10 protein-coding genes are annotated in these 14,258 nt (G+C 70.3%); 4 read left to right on the top strand and 6 right to left on the bottom strand.

Annotated features, from left to right (window positions below):
• Positions 1-50: 50 nt before the first annotated feature.
• The 4 genes from IEY33_RS03095 to IEY33_RS03080 form a co-directional block, all read right to left on the bottom strand.
• Positions 51-653 (bottom strand): DedA family protein, encoded by a 603-nt coding sequence (locus IEY33_RS03095; RefSeq protein ID WP_188960720.1) that lies wholly within the window; start codon positions 651-653, stop codon positions 51-53.
• Positions 654-819: 166 nt separating this feature from the next.
• On the bottom strand, positions 820-1,122 hold the full coding sequence (locus IEY33_RS03090) for a Sec-independent protein translocase subunit TatA/TatB (protein WP_188960719.1): 303 nt from the start codon (positions 1,120-1,122) through the stop codon (positions 820-822).
• A gap of 165 nt (positions 1,123-1,287) precedes the next feature.
• The gene (locus tag IEY33_RS03085) at positions 1,288-3,216 is read right to left on the bottom strand and encodes a serine/threonine-protein kinase (protein WP_188960718.1); all 1,929 of its coding nucleotides are present in this window, start codon (positions 3,214-3,216) and stop codon (positions 1,288-1,290) included.
• A gap of 150 nt (positions 3,217-3,366) precedes the next feature.
• On the bottom strand, positions 3,367-3,591 hold the full coding sequence (locus tag IEY33_RS03080) for a transcriptional regulator (protein ID WP_188960717.1): 225 nt from the start codon (positions 3,589-3,591) through the stop codon (positions 3,367-3,369).
• A 420-nt stretch (positions 3,592-4,011) separates the two neighbouring features.
• Between IEY33_RS03080 and murA the strand changes: the two genes are divergently transcribed.
• Both murA and IEY33_RS03070 read left to right on the top strand, forming a co-directional pair.
• Positions 4,012-5,298, top strand: coding sequence for a UDP-N-acetylglucosamine 1-carboxyvinyltransferase (gene murA, locus IEY33_RS03075; protein WP_188960716.1), 1,287 nt, complete (start codon positions 4,012-4,014; stop codon positions 5,296-5,298).
• A gap of 273 nt (positions 5,299-5,571) precedes the next feature.
• Positions 5,572-8,931 (top strand): (Fe-S)-binding protein, encoded by a 3,360-nt coding sequence (locus IEY33_RS03070; protein WP_188960715.1) that lies wholly within the window; start codon positions 5,572-5,574, stop codon positions 8,929-8,931.
• Positions 8,932-9,040: 109 nt separating this feature from the next.
• Here IEY33_RS03070 and gnd read toward each other — a convergent pair whose 3' ends face one another.
• Entirely contained in the window at positions 9,041-10,534 is a 1,494-nt protein-coding gene (gene gnd, locus IEY33_RS03065) for a decarboxylating NADP(+)-dependent phosphogluconate dehydrogenase (RefSeq protein WP_188960714.1), read from the bottom strand.
• A 121-nt stretch (positions 10,535-10,655) separates the two neighbouring features.
• Between gnd and IEY33_RS03060 the strand changes: the two genes are divergently transcribed.
• Both IEY33_RS03060 and IEY33_RS03055 read left to right on the top strand, forming a co-directional pair.
• Positions 10,656-11,114 carry a MarR family winged helix-turn-helix transcriptional regulator gene (locus IEY33_RS03060; protein ID WP_188960713.1) on the top strand — a complete coding sequence of 153 codons (459 nt, stop codon included), beginning with the start codon at positions 10,656-10,658 and terminating at the stop codon, positions 11,112-11,114.
• Positions 11,115-11,176: 62 nt separating this feature from the next.
• Complete coding sequence (locus tag IEY33_RS03055) at positions 11,177-12,817, top strand: VOC family protein (RefSeq protein ID WP_188960712.1); 1,641 nt, start codon at positions 11,177-11,179, stop codon at positions 12,815-12,817.
• A 306-nt stretch (positions 12,818-13,123) separates the two neighbouring features.
• Here IEY33_RS03055 and cobT read toward each other — a convergent pair whose 3' ends face one another.
• Positions 13,124-14,233: a nicotinate-nucleotide--dimethylbenzimidazole phosphoribosyltransferase gene (gene cobT / locus IEY33_RS03050; protein WP_188960711.1), complete on the bottom strand. Its 1,110-nt coding sequence runs from the start codon at positions 14,231-14,233 to the stop codon at positions 13,124-13,126.
• Positions 14,234-14,258: the final 25 nt, after the last annotated feature.

Raw genomic sequence — 14,258 nt, 5'->3', positions numbered from 1 at the left:
TCACGCCGTCACTGTACCAGCCGGGTCCTGACGCACTTCTGGCAGGTGCGTCAGGCGCGGCGGCGCCTGAGGACTTCCAGGATGACCGGCACAAACGACGCGACGAGCACCACCGCGATGATCAGCAGGATGTACTTGTCGAGCACGTCCTTGGGGATGACCTTGCCGAGCAGGTACCCGGCGAGCGTGACGCCGCCGCCCCACAGGACCGCGCCCGCCGCGTTGTACAGGCTGAACAGCCGGAAGTCGAGGTTGACCGTCCCGGCGAGTGTCGGCACGATGGTCCGGATGACGGGCACGAAGCGCGACAGGACCAGCGTCTGGTTTCCATGCTGCGCGAAGTACTCGCGGGCCTGCTCGACGTACTCGGGTTTCAGGAAGCGCACGCGGCTGAACACGAGCGGCCCGAAACGCCGCCCGATCAGGTACCCGCAGGTGTTGCCCACGAAGGCGGCGAGCGTGCCGAGCAGCATCAGCAGTCCGAGGTTCAGGTCGCCGCGCGCCGCGAAGATGCCTGCCGTGATGAGCAGGCTGTCGCCCGGCAGGAAGAAGCCGAGCAGCAGGCCGGTCTCCGCGAAGAGGATGCCGGTCAGGCCCACATACGAGAAGGTCTTGAGCAGGTACTCGGGGTCGATGTAGCTGGAGAGAGGCATCTGCGGTCATTGTAGGGGTCGCGGTAAAGCGGGCGTATACGTGCCGCGTCCGTGCCCCGCCCCGGCCTCCGTTCCCGCCGTGCCGGTGGGGCCGGGATGCGGCAGCGGAACGCCCCGGCTGGAGGGCCGGGGCGCGGGTGACTGCAGGTGACGGCTGCGTGCAGGTTCAGGCGTCGCGCTGTTCGCTCTTGCCGAGTTCCACGACGCGCGTGACGGGCGCGGACGGCATGACGGCCGCCTGGGACGCCATCACGGTGGGGGCGGCAATGGTGGGGGTGGGCGCGGCGGGCTGGGCGGGCGTGTCCTTGAGGCTGCCTTCGAGTTCGTCCTTGAGGCCCTGGGTGCCCTTGCGGAACTCGCGGATGCCGTTGCCGAGGCTGCGGCCCAGGTCCGGCAGTTTCTTCGGTCCGAAGACCAGCAGCGCCACCACCAGAATGATCATGATTTCGGGAAAGCCGAGGTTGGGCATGGTGTTTCCTCCTGTGTGCGTCCTTCGGTGACTTCGTGCTGCGGGGTCACTTCGGTACGCGGGTAACGTCACTGTACGCCTCCGGTGCATGGTGTTGCTGAGGGTTCGGTAACTTGCGGGCGTACGTTCAGGTTGCCTCAAGATCCGGGGGCGTGCGTGCGGGGCTCAGCGTTCGTCGAGCGAGCGGTACGCCTTGAGGGTGCCGTCCATGAACGCCACGTACAGCGCGCCCCCACTGACGAGCGGCGTCGCCTGAATGCCGACCGGGACGCGCGTCTCCCAGATGACGCGGCCCGACTTGAGCGACAGCACGCACAGTTCGCCGTCCTCCGTCGCGAGGTACACCTGCCCGCCCGCGATGACGGGACTGGCGGTGATGCGCCCGCCCAGCTGCCGTTCCCACAGGTCGTCGCCGCCGCGCAGGCTCAGGGCGCGCACGCGGCCGCCCCACCCGGCCACGACGACGGTGCTGCCGGACACGGCGGGCGCGGCCCACAGTTCGTCTTCCATGTCGTACGTCCACAGCAGCGGTTCCGGCAGGGTGCGCGCGTGCCCGTTCTGGATGCCGAGGTGCAGGGCGTGCACCTCGCCGGGCCAGCACGCGACGAGCAGTGCCGCCTCACGTGGGCCGAGCGGCGCGAGGGCGGGCGTGGCGTGCACCGTCTGCAGCTGCACGCGCCACAGCTGCACGCCGGTGCTCGCGTCGAGGGCGTGCACCCAGCCTTCCTCGTCCGCGACGATGGCCGCGCCGCCCCACACGAGCGGGCTCGCCGCGACCGGCCCGGCCGCGCGGTACGCCCACTGCAGTTCGCCCGTTTCGAGGTGCACGGCGTGCAGGTGCCCGTCGCGGGACGAGGTGAGCACGAGGTTGCCCCACACGGTGGGCGCGCCCGTGATCTCGGCGCGCGTGCGGTGCGACCACAGCGGCCGCCCGTCGAGGCGCGCGCGGCGCAGCAGGCCGTCCCACGCGCCGTACAGCACGCTCTCGCGGTGGAAGGTGGGTGGGGCCGTCACCTCGTCTCCTGCCTGAAGCTGGTGCTGCAGGGTGCCGCTGCCCGACACGAGGCACAGCTGGCCGCTGCGCGTGCCGACCGCGAGGTGCGTGCTCTGCCCGAGCACCGCGGACGGCCACGTCACCTCGCCGGGCAGGCGGGTGCTCCACACCTCCTGCAGGCGCGTCGCGTCGAGCGGCCCGTCGAGCTGCTCGCCGCTGCGGCCGCGCCCGCCCCGGTACTGGCTGCGTCCGGCGACCGTCCACGCGTCGCGCCGCGCGAGGCCCAGCCGGGCGGCGAGCGCCTCGCCGTTCAGGGGGCGGTCCTCGGGTTTCTTGGCGAGCAGGCCCAGCAGCACCTGCGCGAGTCCGTCCGGCACGGCCGGGTTCAGGTCGCGCGGGTCGGGCGGCAGGTCGTACACGTGCTGGTACAGGATGCTCTGGTCGCTGTCGCCCACGAAGGGGGGAGAGCCGCACGCGACGCGGTACAGCACCGCGCCGAGCGCGTACAGGTCGCTGGCCGGGCCGACGCCGCTGCCGCGCGCCTGTTCGGGCGCCATGTACTGCGGCGTGCCGAGCGTGACGCCGCTGCGCGTGAGGTGCCGCGAGAAGTCGCTGAGCGCCACGAGGCCGAAGTCCATGATGCGCGGGTTGCCGCTCTGATCGAGCAGGATGTTGCCGGGCGTCAGGTCCCGGTGAATCAGGCCGGAGGCGTGCACGTGGTGCAGGGCGCGCGCCACGAACGCGGCGGCCGTGAGGTAGCGGCCGAGCTGGGCGGGGTCGTCCTCCAGCGGGCCGAGGACCGTCAGGGGGCCGCCCTGCAGGAGCGGCATCGTGAAGTACGGCTGGCCGTCCTGCTCGCCGAGGTCGTACACGGTGACGATGCCGGGGTGGTTGAGGCGCGCGAGCGTGCGGATCTCGCGCAGGAACCGCTGCCGGTCCTGCGGCGAGAGGTGTTCGTGCACGACCTTGACGGCCACGTCGCGGTCGAGGTACCGGTCGTGGGCGCGGTACACGCGGGCGCTGCCGCCCTCGCCGAGCACCTCGCCGACCTCGTACCGCGCGGCCAGCAGTGACCCGACCAAGCCCGTCTCGCCGTTCATCGCGTTCCAGTCTACCGGCTCGTGCCGTGTCATGCGGGGCGTGGGGTGTGCGGCGGGGTGAGCGTCATGGCTTCTCCGGGCGGGCAGGCAAGGCGAACGGGTGGACCGTCTGAGGGTCCACCCGTGGCCGGGGGGGCGTGCAGCGAGGGGTCAGGCGTCTTCGCTGACGTTCTCGTCGTCGAGCAGCGAGCGGAGTTCGTCGAGGTGGATGTCCTCGCCCATCTCGCGGGCGATCTTCTCGATGGCGAGGCGTACGACCTCGCTCTTGGAGATGAGGCGTTCGGGGCTGGACAGTTCGTAGGCAGTGCGGGTCAGCAGCGCGTCCTGCTCCTCGCTGATGACCACCTGCAGGCGTTTACGTTCCTTCTTGGGCATTCCTGACCTCTTGGACTGAAGGGACCAGCACTCCGGGTCCAGGCCCGGCTCCTGGCGGTCCGGCACCCTGGGGGTGGCGGCGTGGCTGGACGGAGCGGGGGCGAATGGGTGGGCATGGTGGTTTAATGACTTCTCATCAGGCTATCACGCGCAAACGGTGCCCTCAAGCGGGCCGGACGGGCGGATTCGGGCGGTCCCGCTTTACCCGCTCCGGCCCGCCGGGCGTCTGCGGCGCAGCTGGCTCAAGCGTAGCATGCGCACCCCACCGCTCACTAGACGCACCTGAGTATAGTGTGTAAGATGCGGGAGGAAAAAATGCCTGCGGCCACACGCGACCCAGCCTTGCCCCCCTCTTCATCTTCTCTTATGATCATTCCGGCCAGTTTCAGAGAAAACCTGCCGTCAAAAGGAACCCCTCCCATGCTCCAGCTCACCCCCATGCAGATCGTCGGCGGCCGCACCCTGAAAGGCGAATACGCTGTCCAACCCAGCAAAAACGCCGCGCTCCCCATCATCGTGGCCAGCCTGCTGAGCCGCGAACCCGTCCGCCTGCACGGCATTCCGCGCCTGTCGGACATCTACACGATCCTGGACATCGTGACGCACCTCGGCACGCGCCACACCTGGGAGGGACCCAACACCCTCACCCTGCACACCCCCGACATCCTGAACACCGAGACGCCCTACTCGCTCGTGTCCAAGATGCGCGCCAGCTTCATCGTGATGGGCGCCCTGCTGTCCCGCGCGGGCGAAGCGACCGTCAGCATGCCCGGCGGCTGCGCCTTCGGTCACCGCCCCGTCGACCAGCACGTCAAGGCCTTCCGCGCACTCGGCGTGGACCTCGACGAGGAAGGCGGGAACTTCGAGGCGCGCCGCGTCGCGCCCCTCGGCGGCCGCTACGTCTTCGAGATGCTGACCGTCGGCGCCACCCAGAACGCCATCCTGGCCGCCGTGCTCGGCACCGGACAGGTCGTGCTCGAGAACGCCAGCATCGACACCGACGTCGTCGACATGATCGGCTTCCTCAACAGCCTCGGCGCGAACATCGAAGGTGCGGGCACCCACACCCTCGTCGTGACCGGCGTGGCCTCCCTGCGCGGCGGCGAGTACACCGTCATCCCCGACCGCATCGAGGCGGGCACCCTGATGATCGCGGCGGCCGCCACCCGCAGCCACCTCACCCTGACCGGCGTGCGCCCCGACCACATGCGCGCCCTCAGCATGAAACTCACCGAGATGGGCGTCAGCATCCTCGAAACGGACGACACCCTGTCCGTCAACGCCACCAGCGGCGTGCTGCTCCCCACCGACATCACCACCGGCTCCTTCCCCGGCTTCCCGACCGACATCCAGCCGCAGATGAGCGCGCTGCTCGCCACGGTGCCCGGCACCAGCGTCGTCACGGACGGCGTGTACACCGACCGCCTCACGCACGTCGTGGAACTGCACCGCATGGGCGCGAACATCAAGGTGAGCGGCCACACCCAGACCATCCAGGGCGCCCCCCTGCACGGCGCGCCCGTCAAGGCCGCCGACATCCGCGCGGGTGCGGCGCTCGTGGTGGCCGCCCTGGCCGCCGAGGGCGAGACGACCATCGACGGCATGGTGTACATCAACCGTGGCTACGAGCGCTTCGCGGAGCGCCTGCGGGCCATCGGTGCGAGCGCCGTGCAGCCCGAACCGGTCCTCGCCACTGCCATGGACTGAGCTGTTCCTGCCGAGGGACGCGCGCCCATCTGCCTTCCCGGCAGGTGGGCGTTTCCTGCTGGACTGCGGGGGTCCGGGTGCACGTGCGGGCATGGAGTAGCATGCAGCTGACCCGTCGTCCCGCCGCTCCGGCCCGCCACTGCACTTCCGTCCGGGCTGTCCGCTGCGCCTCGTTCCGCCCTGCACGTCCGGTGGCCAGGGCCGTTATACTTGGACCAAGTTCAATATTCCCGCTTTCCTGGCCGGACCGCACCCGGCCACCCGGAGGACACCTTGTTGCCGCTCGCATCCAAACTCCTGTTCTTCCTGTTCGCCCTGATCTTCGGCGGACTGGGCCTGTGGGGCTTCTACCGCCTCTACCTGCGCGTGCGCCGCGGCGGCCGCGCCACCGAAGTCCGCGCCGACCAGCTCGGCGCCCGCCTGCTGTACGCCCTGCGCGTCACCCTCACCCAGGAACGCACCTTCCGCCGCCGCAGCACCATCAGCGTCCTGCACAGCTTCATCTTCTACGGCTTCGTGTACTACCTGCTCGTGAACGTCGTCGACGGCCTCGAAGGGTACATCGAGTTCAGCATCCGCAGCAGCAACCCCGTCGGCGCCCTTTACAACCTCCTCGCGGACCTCCTCAGCTTCGGCGTGCTGCTCGGCGTGATCAGCCTCGTGTTCCGCCGCTACGTCAGCCCGCAGAAACGCGACTTCCAGTTCAACCAGAAGACCCTGCTGCACGAGAACATCAAACAGCGCTACATCGTGCGCGACAGCGCCATCGTCAGCAGCTTCATCACCTTCCACGTCGGCAGCCGCATCGTCGGACAGGCCGCGAAACTCGCCACCGAACACCGCATCGACGGGCACTGGGACGCGTGGCAGCCGCTCACCGGCGCCGTCGCCCGCCTGCTCTTCAGTGGCGCGAGCGAACAGGCCCTGTACGGCTGGCGCGTCTTCGGGTACTGGGGCGCGCTCGGCAGCGTCCTCGCGTTCCTCGCGTACTTCCCGTACACCAAACACATCCACATCTTCATGGCGCCCGTCAACTACTTCCTGAAGCGCCCCGTCGGCAGCGGCGTCCTGCCGCCCATGCCGAACCTCGCGGCCGCCATGGAGTCCGACGAGCCCCGCCTCGGCGCGGAGAAGCTCGAAGACCTCGAATGGCCCCGCATGCTCGACGCGTACGCCTGCATCCAGTGCAACCGCTGCCAGGACGTCTGCCCCGCCAACGCCACCGGCAAGGCCCTCAGCCCCGCCGCGCTCGAAATCAACAAACGCATGGAGCTGAACGTCATCTCCGCGCACGCCAGCCCCTTCACGCTCCGCACCTCCAGCTTCGAGCAGGGTGACGCCACCGCCCGCCCCCTGCTGGAATTCGCGATCAGCCCCGAGGCCGTGTGGGGCTGCACCACCTGCGGCGCGTGCATGCAGGTCTGCCCGGTGCAGGACGAACAGATGCTCGACATCATCGACATCCGCCGCAACCTCGTGATGGTGCAGGGCGAGTTCCCGCCGCAGCTGCAGACCGCGTTCCGCGGCATGGAGCGCGCCAGCAACCCATGGGGCATCAGCCGCGACAAGCGCCTCGAATGGGCGGAGGGCCTGCGCGTCCCCACCATCGACGAGAACCCCACCCCGGACGTCATCTACTGGGTCGGCTGCGCCGCCGCGTACGACCCCGGCGCGCAGAAGGTCGCGCGCAGCTTCGTGCAGCTGCTCGACCGGGCAGGCGTGAACTACGCCGTGCTCGGCAAGAAGGAAGCCTGCACCGGCGACAGCGCCCGCCGCGCCGGCAACGAATTCCTGTACCAGAGCCTCGCCGAGGAGAACGTCGCCACCCTCAACAGCGTCAACCCGAAACTGATCGTCGCGACCTGCCCACACTGCATGAACGCCATCGGACACGAGTACCGGCAGCTCGGCGGGAACTACGAAACCATCCACCACACCGAGTACCTCGAACGCCTCATCGCCACCGGCAAGCTGGAGACGGCCCCGCTGGACGCCGACGTCACGTACCACGACCCCTGCTACCTCGGGCGGCACAACGGCGTGTACGACGCGCCGCGCCACGTCATCGAGTCGCTCGGCGTGGAGATCCTCGAACTGGAACGCAGCCGCGAGAACAGCTTCTGCTGCGGCGCGGGCGGCGCGCAGTTCTGGAAGGAGGAGGAGGAAGGCGACGGCCGCATCTCCGACAACCGCTTCAACGAGATCCAGGCCCGCCTGGACGCCGCCAGCCACAACGCGCAGGCGCACGCCGAGGGCCGCGCGCAGGTCGTCGCGGTCGGCTGCCCCTTCTGCAAGGCCATGATCAACAGCTCGCCCGCCAAGCAGAGCCGCGACGACATCGTGGTGAAGGACGTGGCGGAACTGCTGCTCGAAGGCGTCACCAGGCGCAGCGGCGGCGACGTGAGCGTCCAGCCGACCGGCCCGCTCCCTGGCGCGACCCCGCTGCAGCAGCCGGAAGTGGTGAGCGCCCCCACCGCCACCCTGCCCACCGCCGACGGTCACGGCGTTCTGAACGCCCCCGAACCCCTCGTGGTGGGCGAAACGGCCGCTGAGGTCATCAACGCCCAGCCCGCCACGCCGCCCACCGCCCAGGCCGCCCCGGCGGACGTTGCGGCCCGCAGGGCCTGGAAGCCGAAAGCGGGCGCGGACGACGTGACCCCCGCTCCCGCGCAGGACGCGGCAGCCCCGGCCCCCACCCCAGCCGAGGGACCAGCGCGCAAGGCGTGGAAGCCGAAGGGCGGTGACGACGTGAGCGCCGCACCCGTGACGCCCGCCGACCTGCCCGCCAGCCCGGCCCCTGCGGCCCCGACGGCCCAGAACGTGGCAGCCCAGGATGCAGCTGCACAGCCCGCAGCGCCAGCGCGGCCCAAGTGGGGCGCGGCGAAAGCCACGCCTTCCACCACCGCTCCCGCCACGCCTGCTGCCCCGGCGGCCGGCCCCGCTCCTGCCAGCGCGGCCGTCACCGGCACACCGGACGCCGCGCCCGCCCGCCCGAAGTGGGGCGCGAAGGCCGCTTCCGCTGCCCCCGCCCCTCAGGCCGAGGCCGCACCGGCCGCAGCGGGAGCCGCCCAGGCGGACGTGGTGCCTGCGCCTGCCGCTGAGCCGGCAGCAGCAGCCCGTCCCAAGTGGGGCGGAGCGAAGGCGGCCGCGCCTGCCGCCGATGCCCAGCCGGTCAGTGCCGCCCCGGCCCCGGTCGCCACCCCGGACGTGGCCCCGGTGACGCCGCCCGAGGTGGTCGCCAGCACCGCCGGTCCGTCCGAAGTCCCGGCCGGAGAGCGCCGCAAGTGGACCCCCAGGACCGCTGCGCCCGCCACGCCGGACGCCCCCGTGACGCCCGCACCCGTCCCGGCGATGCAGGCCGAGACGGCTCAGCCTCAGGCGGGAGCGGCCGAGGCGCAGGCCGGGCTGCCCCCCCAACCCGCCGCCACCGGAGCGACCGGGCGGCCCAGGTGGGCAGGGAAGACCACGCTTCCCACCGCGCCCGCCGAACCCCAGGTCACGTCCAGCAGCGCGCCGCCCGAGGCCCAGGCCGCGCCGCAGGAGGTGATCCCGGCGGTCCCCACGGCCCCGCAGCCCCCGGAAGGGACTGACGCCACCGGCAGCGGCCGGAAGAAGTGGCAGCCGAAGAAGTGAACAGACCAGGGGCCGTGCAGGACAGTCAGGCCCGGCAGTGAACAGGCGAGCGCCCCCGGATTCAGGTCCGGGGGCGCTCGCTCTGGATGGTGTTACGGCAACGTGGCGATCAGGCGTTGTAGGTGCTGCTGGCGGTGGTGCCGCCGCGCCCGGTCCAGTTGGTGTGGAAGAACTCGCCGCGCGGGCGGTCGGTGCGTTCGTAGGTGTGCGCGCCGAAGTAGTCGCGCTGCGCCTGCAGGATGTTGGCGGGCAGGCGCTCGCTGCGGTACCCGTCGTAGTACGCGAGGGCGCTGCTGAAGGCGGGCACCCACACGCCGCCCAGGACGGCGGTCGCGACGACCTGACGCCACGCGGCCTGGTGGCTGTCCATGATGCCCGCGAAATACGGGGCGAGGAGCAGGTTGCCCAGGTCAGCCTGCGCGTCGTACGCGGCCTTGATGTCGTCGAGGAACGCGGCGCGGATGATGCAGCCGCCGCGCCACATCATGGCGATGCTGCCGAAGTCGAGCGTCCAGCCGTTCTCGGCCGCGGCGAGCTTCATGAGCTGGAAGCCCTGGGCGTACGCGGCGATCTTGGAGGCGTACAGGGCCTTGCGGACCTGTTCGACGAATTCCTCTTTATTCGGGGTGGGCTGCGTGGCGGGTCCGTTCAGGACCTTGCTGGCGGCCACGCGTTCTTCCTTGAGGGCGCTGATGGCGCGGGCGTACACGGCTTCGGTGATGGTGGCGGCGGGAGAGCCGACGTCGAGCGCGGTGGTGGAGGTCCACTTGCCGGTGCCTTTCTGCCCGGCGGTGTCGAGGATGAGGTCCACGAGCGGCTGGCCGGTCTCGTCGTCCTGTTTGCTGAGGATGTCGGCGGTGATCTCGATGAGGTAGCTGTTCAGCTCGCCCTTGTTCCAGTCCTCGAAGATGTGCCCGATCTCGGGGGGCGTGAGGCCGAGCGTGCCGTGCAGGAGGCTGTAGCTCTCGGCGATCATCTGCATGTCGGCGTACTCGATGCCGTTGTGGACCATCTTGACGAAGTGGCCCGCGCCGCCCTCGCCGACCCAGTCGCAGCAGGGGGTGCCGTCCGCGACCTTGGCGGCGATGCCCTGGAAGATGGGTTTCACGGCCGGCCACGCTTCGGCACTGCCGCCGGGCATGATGCTGGGGCCGGTGAGGGCGCCTTCCTCGCCGCCGGACACGCCGGTTCCGATGAACAGCAGGCCCTTCTCGCGCAGGGCGGCCTCACGGCGCACGGTGTCGGGGAAGTGGGTGTTGCCGCCGTCGATGATGATGTCGCCGGGTTCGAGGAGCGGGACGAGCGCCTCGATGAAGCTGTCGACGGCGGGTCCGGCCTTGACCATCAGCATGACCTTGCGGGGCTTCTTGAGCTGCGAGACGAGTTCGGGGAGGTCGTAGGCGCCGACGATGCTCTGGCCTCTGGCGCGGCCTTCCACGAAGTCCGTGACCTTGCTGACGGTGCGGTTGAAGGCGGAGACGGTGAAGCCCTTGCTGGCCATGTTCAGGATGAGGTTCTCGCCCATCACGGCGAGGCCGACCACGCCGATGTCGGACTGAGCTTCGTGCTGGCCTGCCGTCTGGGGTTCGGGAGTTTGCGTCATGGGGACACTTTACGCCCGTGAGGTGCGGCGGAACGTCAGCAGGGTTGGACAGGCGCGGCTGGTGGGGAGGCAGGCGTCTTCATCTTGTCTTTCACAATGAAGTCTTTAAGATGAACAGCATATGTCGACACGGTACAGCGGCTCTGCCGAGGAACGGGCGGCGCTGGACGCCTACATCAAGGTCTGGCGTGCGGCGCACGCGATGGAAAACAGGGCCAACAGGCATCTGGCGGCCCACAGTCTCACGATCAGTCAGTTCGGGGTGCTGGAGGCCCTGCATCATCTGGGGCCGCTCAGTCAGCGGCAGCTGGCCGACAAGATCCTGCGGTCGAGCGGGAACCTGACGATGGTGATCGACAATCTGGAGCGGGACGGGCTGGTGGGCCGCGAGCGCGACCTGCGGGACCGGCGCGTGATGACGGTGTCGCTCACCGAGAAGGGCAAGGAATTGATCGGGATGCTGATGCCGCGTCACGTGCAGAACGTGCTGGGCGTGTTCTCGGCCCTGACGCAGGAGGAGCTGACGCAGCTGGCGGCGCTGAGCAAGAAGCTGGGGCTGTCGCTGCAGGCGGAAGGATGAAGAGGCTTCACAAGGTGTCTCGGTCTACAATATAGTTTAACATCAAGAGGTTTACTGTGCGTATGAAGAACCCCGTTCAAGGCCTGCACCACGTGACCGTGATGGCCGCCGACGCCCAGCGCAACGTCGACTTCTACAGCGTCCTGCTCGGCCAGCGCATGGTCAAGGTCACCGTCAACTTCGACGACCCCGGCACCTACCACCTCTACTACGGCGACCACGTCGGCAGCCCCGGCACCGTCATGACCCACTTCCCCTGGCAGGGCGCCAAACGCGGCGTGCGCGGCAACGGCGAAGCCGTCGCCACCGCCTACAGCGCCCCCAGCCACAGCCTCCCGTACTGGCAGGACCGCCTCACCCAGGACGGCTTCAAGGTCACGCAGACCACCCGCTTCGGCCAGACCGTCCTCAACCTCGAAGACCCCGACGGCACCTGGATCGAACTCGTCGGCGACGACGGCATGCAGGTCCCCCACCCCTGGCCGGACGCCACCGTCCCACATGAACACGCCCTGCACGGCTTCCACAGCGTGACCCTCTGGGTGAACGACCACCAGCCGATCCACGACCTGCTCGTCGGCCAGCTCGGCTTCCGCGCCGTCGGCAGCGAGAACGACGAACTCACCGCCGACGTGGGCGGCGTCCGCCACCGCTACCAGGGCGCCGGGGACGGCGTGGGCCTCTACGTGGACGCCGTCGAACGCAAAGGCCAGCCGCGCGGCAGCTTCGGCGCGGGCAGCATCCACCACGTCGCCCTGCGTACCGTCGACGACACCGAACAGGCCGAATACCTCACGCAGCTGCGCGCTGCCGGGTACGGCGCCACGCCCGTCCAGGACCGCCAGTACTTCCACAGCATCTACTTCCGCGAACCGAACGGCGTCCTCTTCGAGATCGCCACCGACGCCCCCGGCTTCCCCGACGACGAACCCGTCGAACGCCTCGGCAGCAGCCTCAAACTCCCCGCATGGTTCGAGAACCGGCGCGCCGACATCGAACGCCGCGTGCCGCGCATCGTGAACCGCGAGTACGGCGTCGAGATCGGCGGCGGCACCAGCGGCCAGGCCACCACTGCCGCCGCCACCCGCAACGACAACACCCTCCACGCCGGACGCGCCCTCACGGACGCCCGCGTCGCCATGATCCTCGTGCACGGACGCGGCGGGACCGCCGCCGACATCCTCACCCTCAGCGAACAGTGGAACCAGTCCGCGTACGCCTACCTCGCCCCGCAGGCGACCGGCAACACCTGGTACCCGCAGAGCTTCCTCGCGCCCGTCCAGCAGAACCAGCCGTACCTCGACCAGGCCCTCGCCCGCCTCGACGGCCTGATGCACGAACTCGCCGAGACCGGCATCAGCGCCGACCGCGTCATCCTCGGCGGCTTCTCGCAGGGCGCGTGCCTCGTCAGCGAGTACGTCGCCCGCCACCCGAAACGCTACGGCGGCGTCGCCCTCCTCAGCGGCGGCCTCATCACCCTCCAGCACCAGGGCGACCTGGACGGCACCCCCATCTTCATGGGCAACAGCGACCGCGACGCGCACATCCCCCACGCCCGCTTCGAGGAAAGCGCTGCCCTCCTCGCCGACCTCGGCGCCAGGGTGGACGCCCGCGTGTACCCCGGCATGCCGCACACCATCGTGCAGGACGAACTGGACGCCGTGGGCCGCATGATGCAGGACCTCACCCTCAGAAGCGTCTGAGACCAGACCAGGCTGAACGCCTGGAGTTCAGCCGAGCGGAACGCGAAGCCGCCGCCCGGCTGCGAGCACCAACACCTCCGCTCTGGAGGAGATGGAAGCGGGCAGGCGTCCTCTCCTGCGGAACTGCGCCGGTCACGGTCAACACCGTCTGAACCGCACGCCGGTCGGTCCCTGACTTGATCGGCCGCACCCCGCACGTTCCCGTCCAGAACACAGCAGCGCCGCCCCGAAGCCTGGGCGGCGCTGCCTGCTGTCCTGGGCCTCGCGGGGTCATGATGGACCGGACGGAAGCCGTATTTCCGGCGCTTAACTCCTGTCTTGCGTCTCGCTGCCCGGCACGCCCGCCTCCGCGAAGGTCTGCATGTCGCGCAGGGTCGCAGCGGCACTCAGGAGCAGCGGGACGGCCAGCACCCCGCCTGTCCCCTCACCGAGCCGCAGGCCCAGGTCGAACATCGGCGTGAGCTGCAGGTGCGCGAGCTGTGCGGCGTGCCCGCGTTCGGCGCACACGCCTGCCGGGAACAGGTAGTCCGCGAGGTTCGGGGCGAGTGCCACGCCCACCAGGGCCGCGCTGCCCTCCACGAAGCCGTCCAGCACCACGGCACGCCGCAGGGCGGCCGCCTGCAGCATCACGCCCAGCATGAACGCCAGCTCCAGCCCGCCGAGGTCCGCCATGACGCCCAGCGGGTCCTGCGCGCTGCTCGCGCCGCGTGCGAGGGCGTCCGTCACGACCCCTGCCTTGTGCGTGAGTGTCGCGTCGTCCACGCCCGTGCCGCGCCCTGTCACGTCCCGCGCGTCCAGGCCCAGCATGCGCGCCGTGACGGCCGCGGCGGGCGTGGTGTTCCCGATGCCCATCTCGCCCGGCACGATCAGGTCCGCGCCGTCCTGCACCGCGACCCGCGCGAGGTCCGCGCCCGCCAGCACGGCCCGCGTCACCTCGTCCCGCGTCAGGGCGCTCTCGGCGCGCAGGTTGCGCGTGCCGCGCCGCACCTTGGCCTGCACGAGCGCCGGGTGGTCCGGCAGGTCGGCGTTCACGCCCACGTCCGCCACGTACACGCGCGTGCCCACTGTGCGCGCGATGGCGTTCACGGCCGCGCCGCCCGGCCCGGCCGGGGTGACCGCCAGGAAGTTCGCCACCATGGCGGGCGTCACTTCCGGCGGGAAGGCGCTCACGCCCTCCGCGACGACGCCGTGGTCGCCCGCCGCGACGATCACGGCCGACCCCGCCGGGTGAGGCCGGGGCGTGCCGAACACGCCTGCCAGCCGGACGCTCAGGTCTTCCAGCAGGCCGAGCGCGCCGGGCGGTTTGGTGAGCTGGCCCTGACGTTCGCGCGCCGCGCTCATCGCGGCCCGGTCGGCGGGCAGGACGGAGCGGATCAGGGTGTCGAGACGGTCGGACGGCTGTTCATGGTGCGTCATGGGAACCTCAGCAAGGGAAGGATGG

The sequence above is a fragment of the Deinococcus aquiradiocola genome (assembly GCF_014646915.1).
Taxonomy (GTDB): Bacteria; Deinococcota; Deinococci; order Deinococcales; family Deinococcaceae; genus Deinococcus; species Deinococcus aquiradiocola.
This window is presented reverse-complemented; position numbering and strand designations above follow the sequence as displayed.

Coding starts and splice junctions, on each gene's coding strand:
- cobT (WP_188960711.1), bottom strand. CDS start 14,233: ATGACGCACCATGAACAGCCGTCCGACCGTCTCGACACCCTGATCCGC.
- IEY33_RS03080 (WP_188960717.1), bottom strand. CDS start 3,591: ATGCCCAAGAAGGAACGTAAACGCCTGCAGGTGGTCATCAGCGAGGAG.
- IEY33_RS03095 (WP_188960720.1), bottom strand. CDS start 653: ATGCCTCTCTCCAGCTACATCGACCCCGAGTACCTGCTCAAGACCTTC.
- gnd (WP_188960714.1), bottom strand. CDS start 10,534: ATGACGCAAACTCCCGAACCCCAGACGGCAGGCCAGCACGAAGCTCAG.
- IEY33_RS03055 (WP_188960712.1), top strand. CDS start 11,177: ATGAAGAACCCCGTTCAAGGCCTGCACCACGTGACCGTGATGGCCGCC.
- murA (WP_188960716.1), top strand. CDS start 4,012: ATGCTCCAGCTCACCCCCATGCAGATCGTCGGCGGCCGCACCCTGAAA.
- IEY33_RS03090 (WP_188960719.1), bottom strand. CDS start 1,122: ATGCCCAACCTCGGCTTTCCCGAAATCATGATCATTCTGGTGGTGGCG.
- IEY33_RS03085 (WP_188960718.1), bottom strand. CDS start 3,216: ATGAACGGCGAGACGGGCTTGGTCGGGTCACTGCTGGCCGCGCGGTAC.
- IEY33_RS03060 (WP_188960713.1), top strand. CDS start 10,656: ATGTCGACACGGTACAGCGGCTCTGCCGAGGAACGGGCGGCGCTGGAC.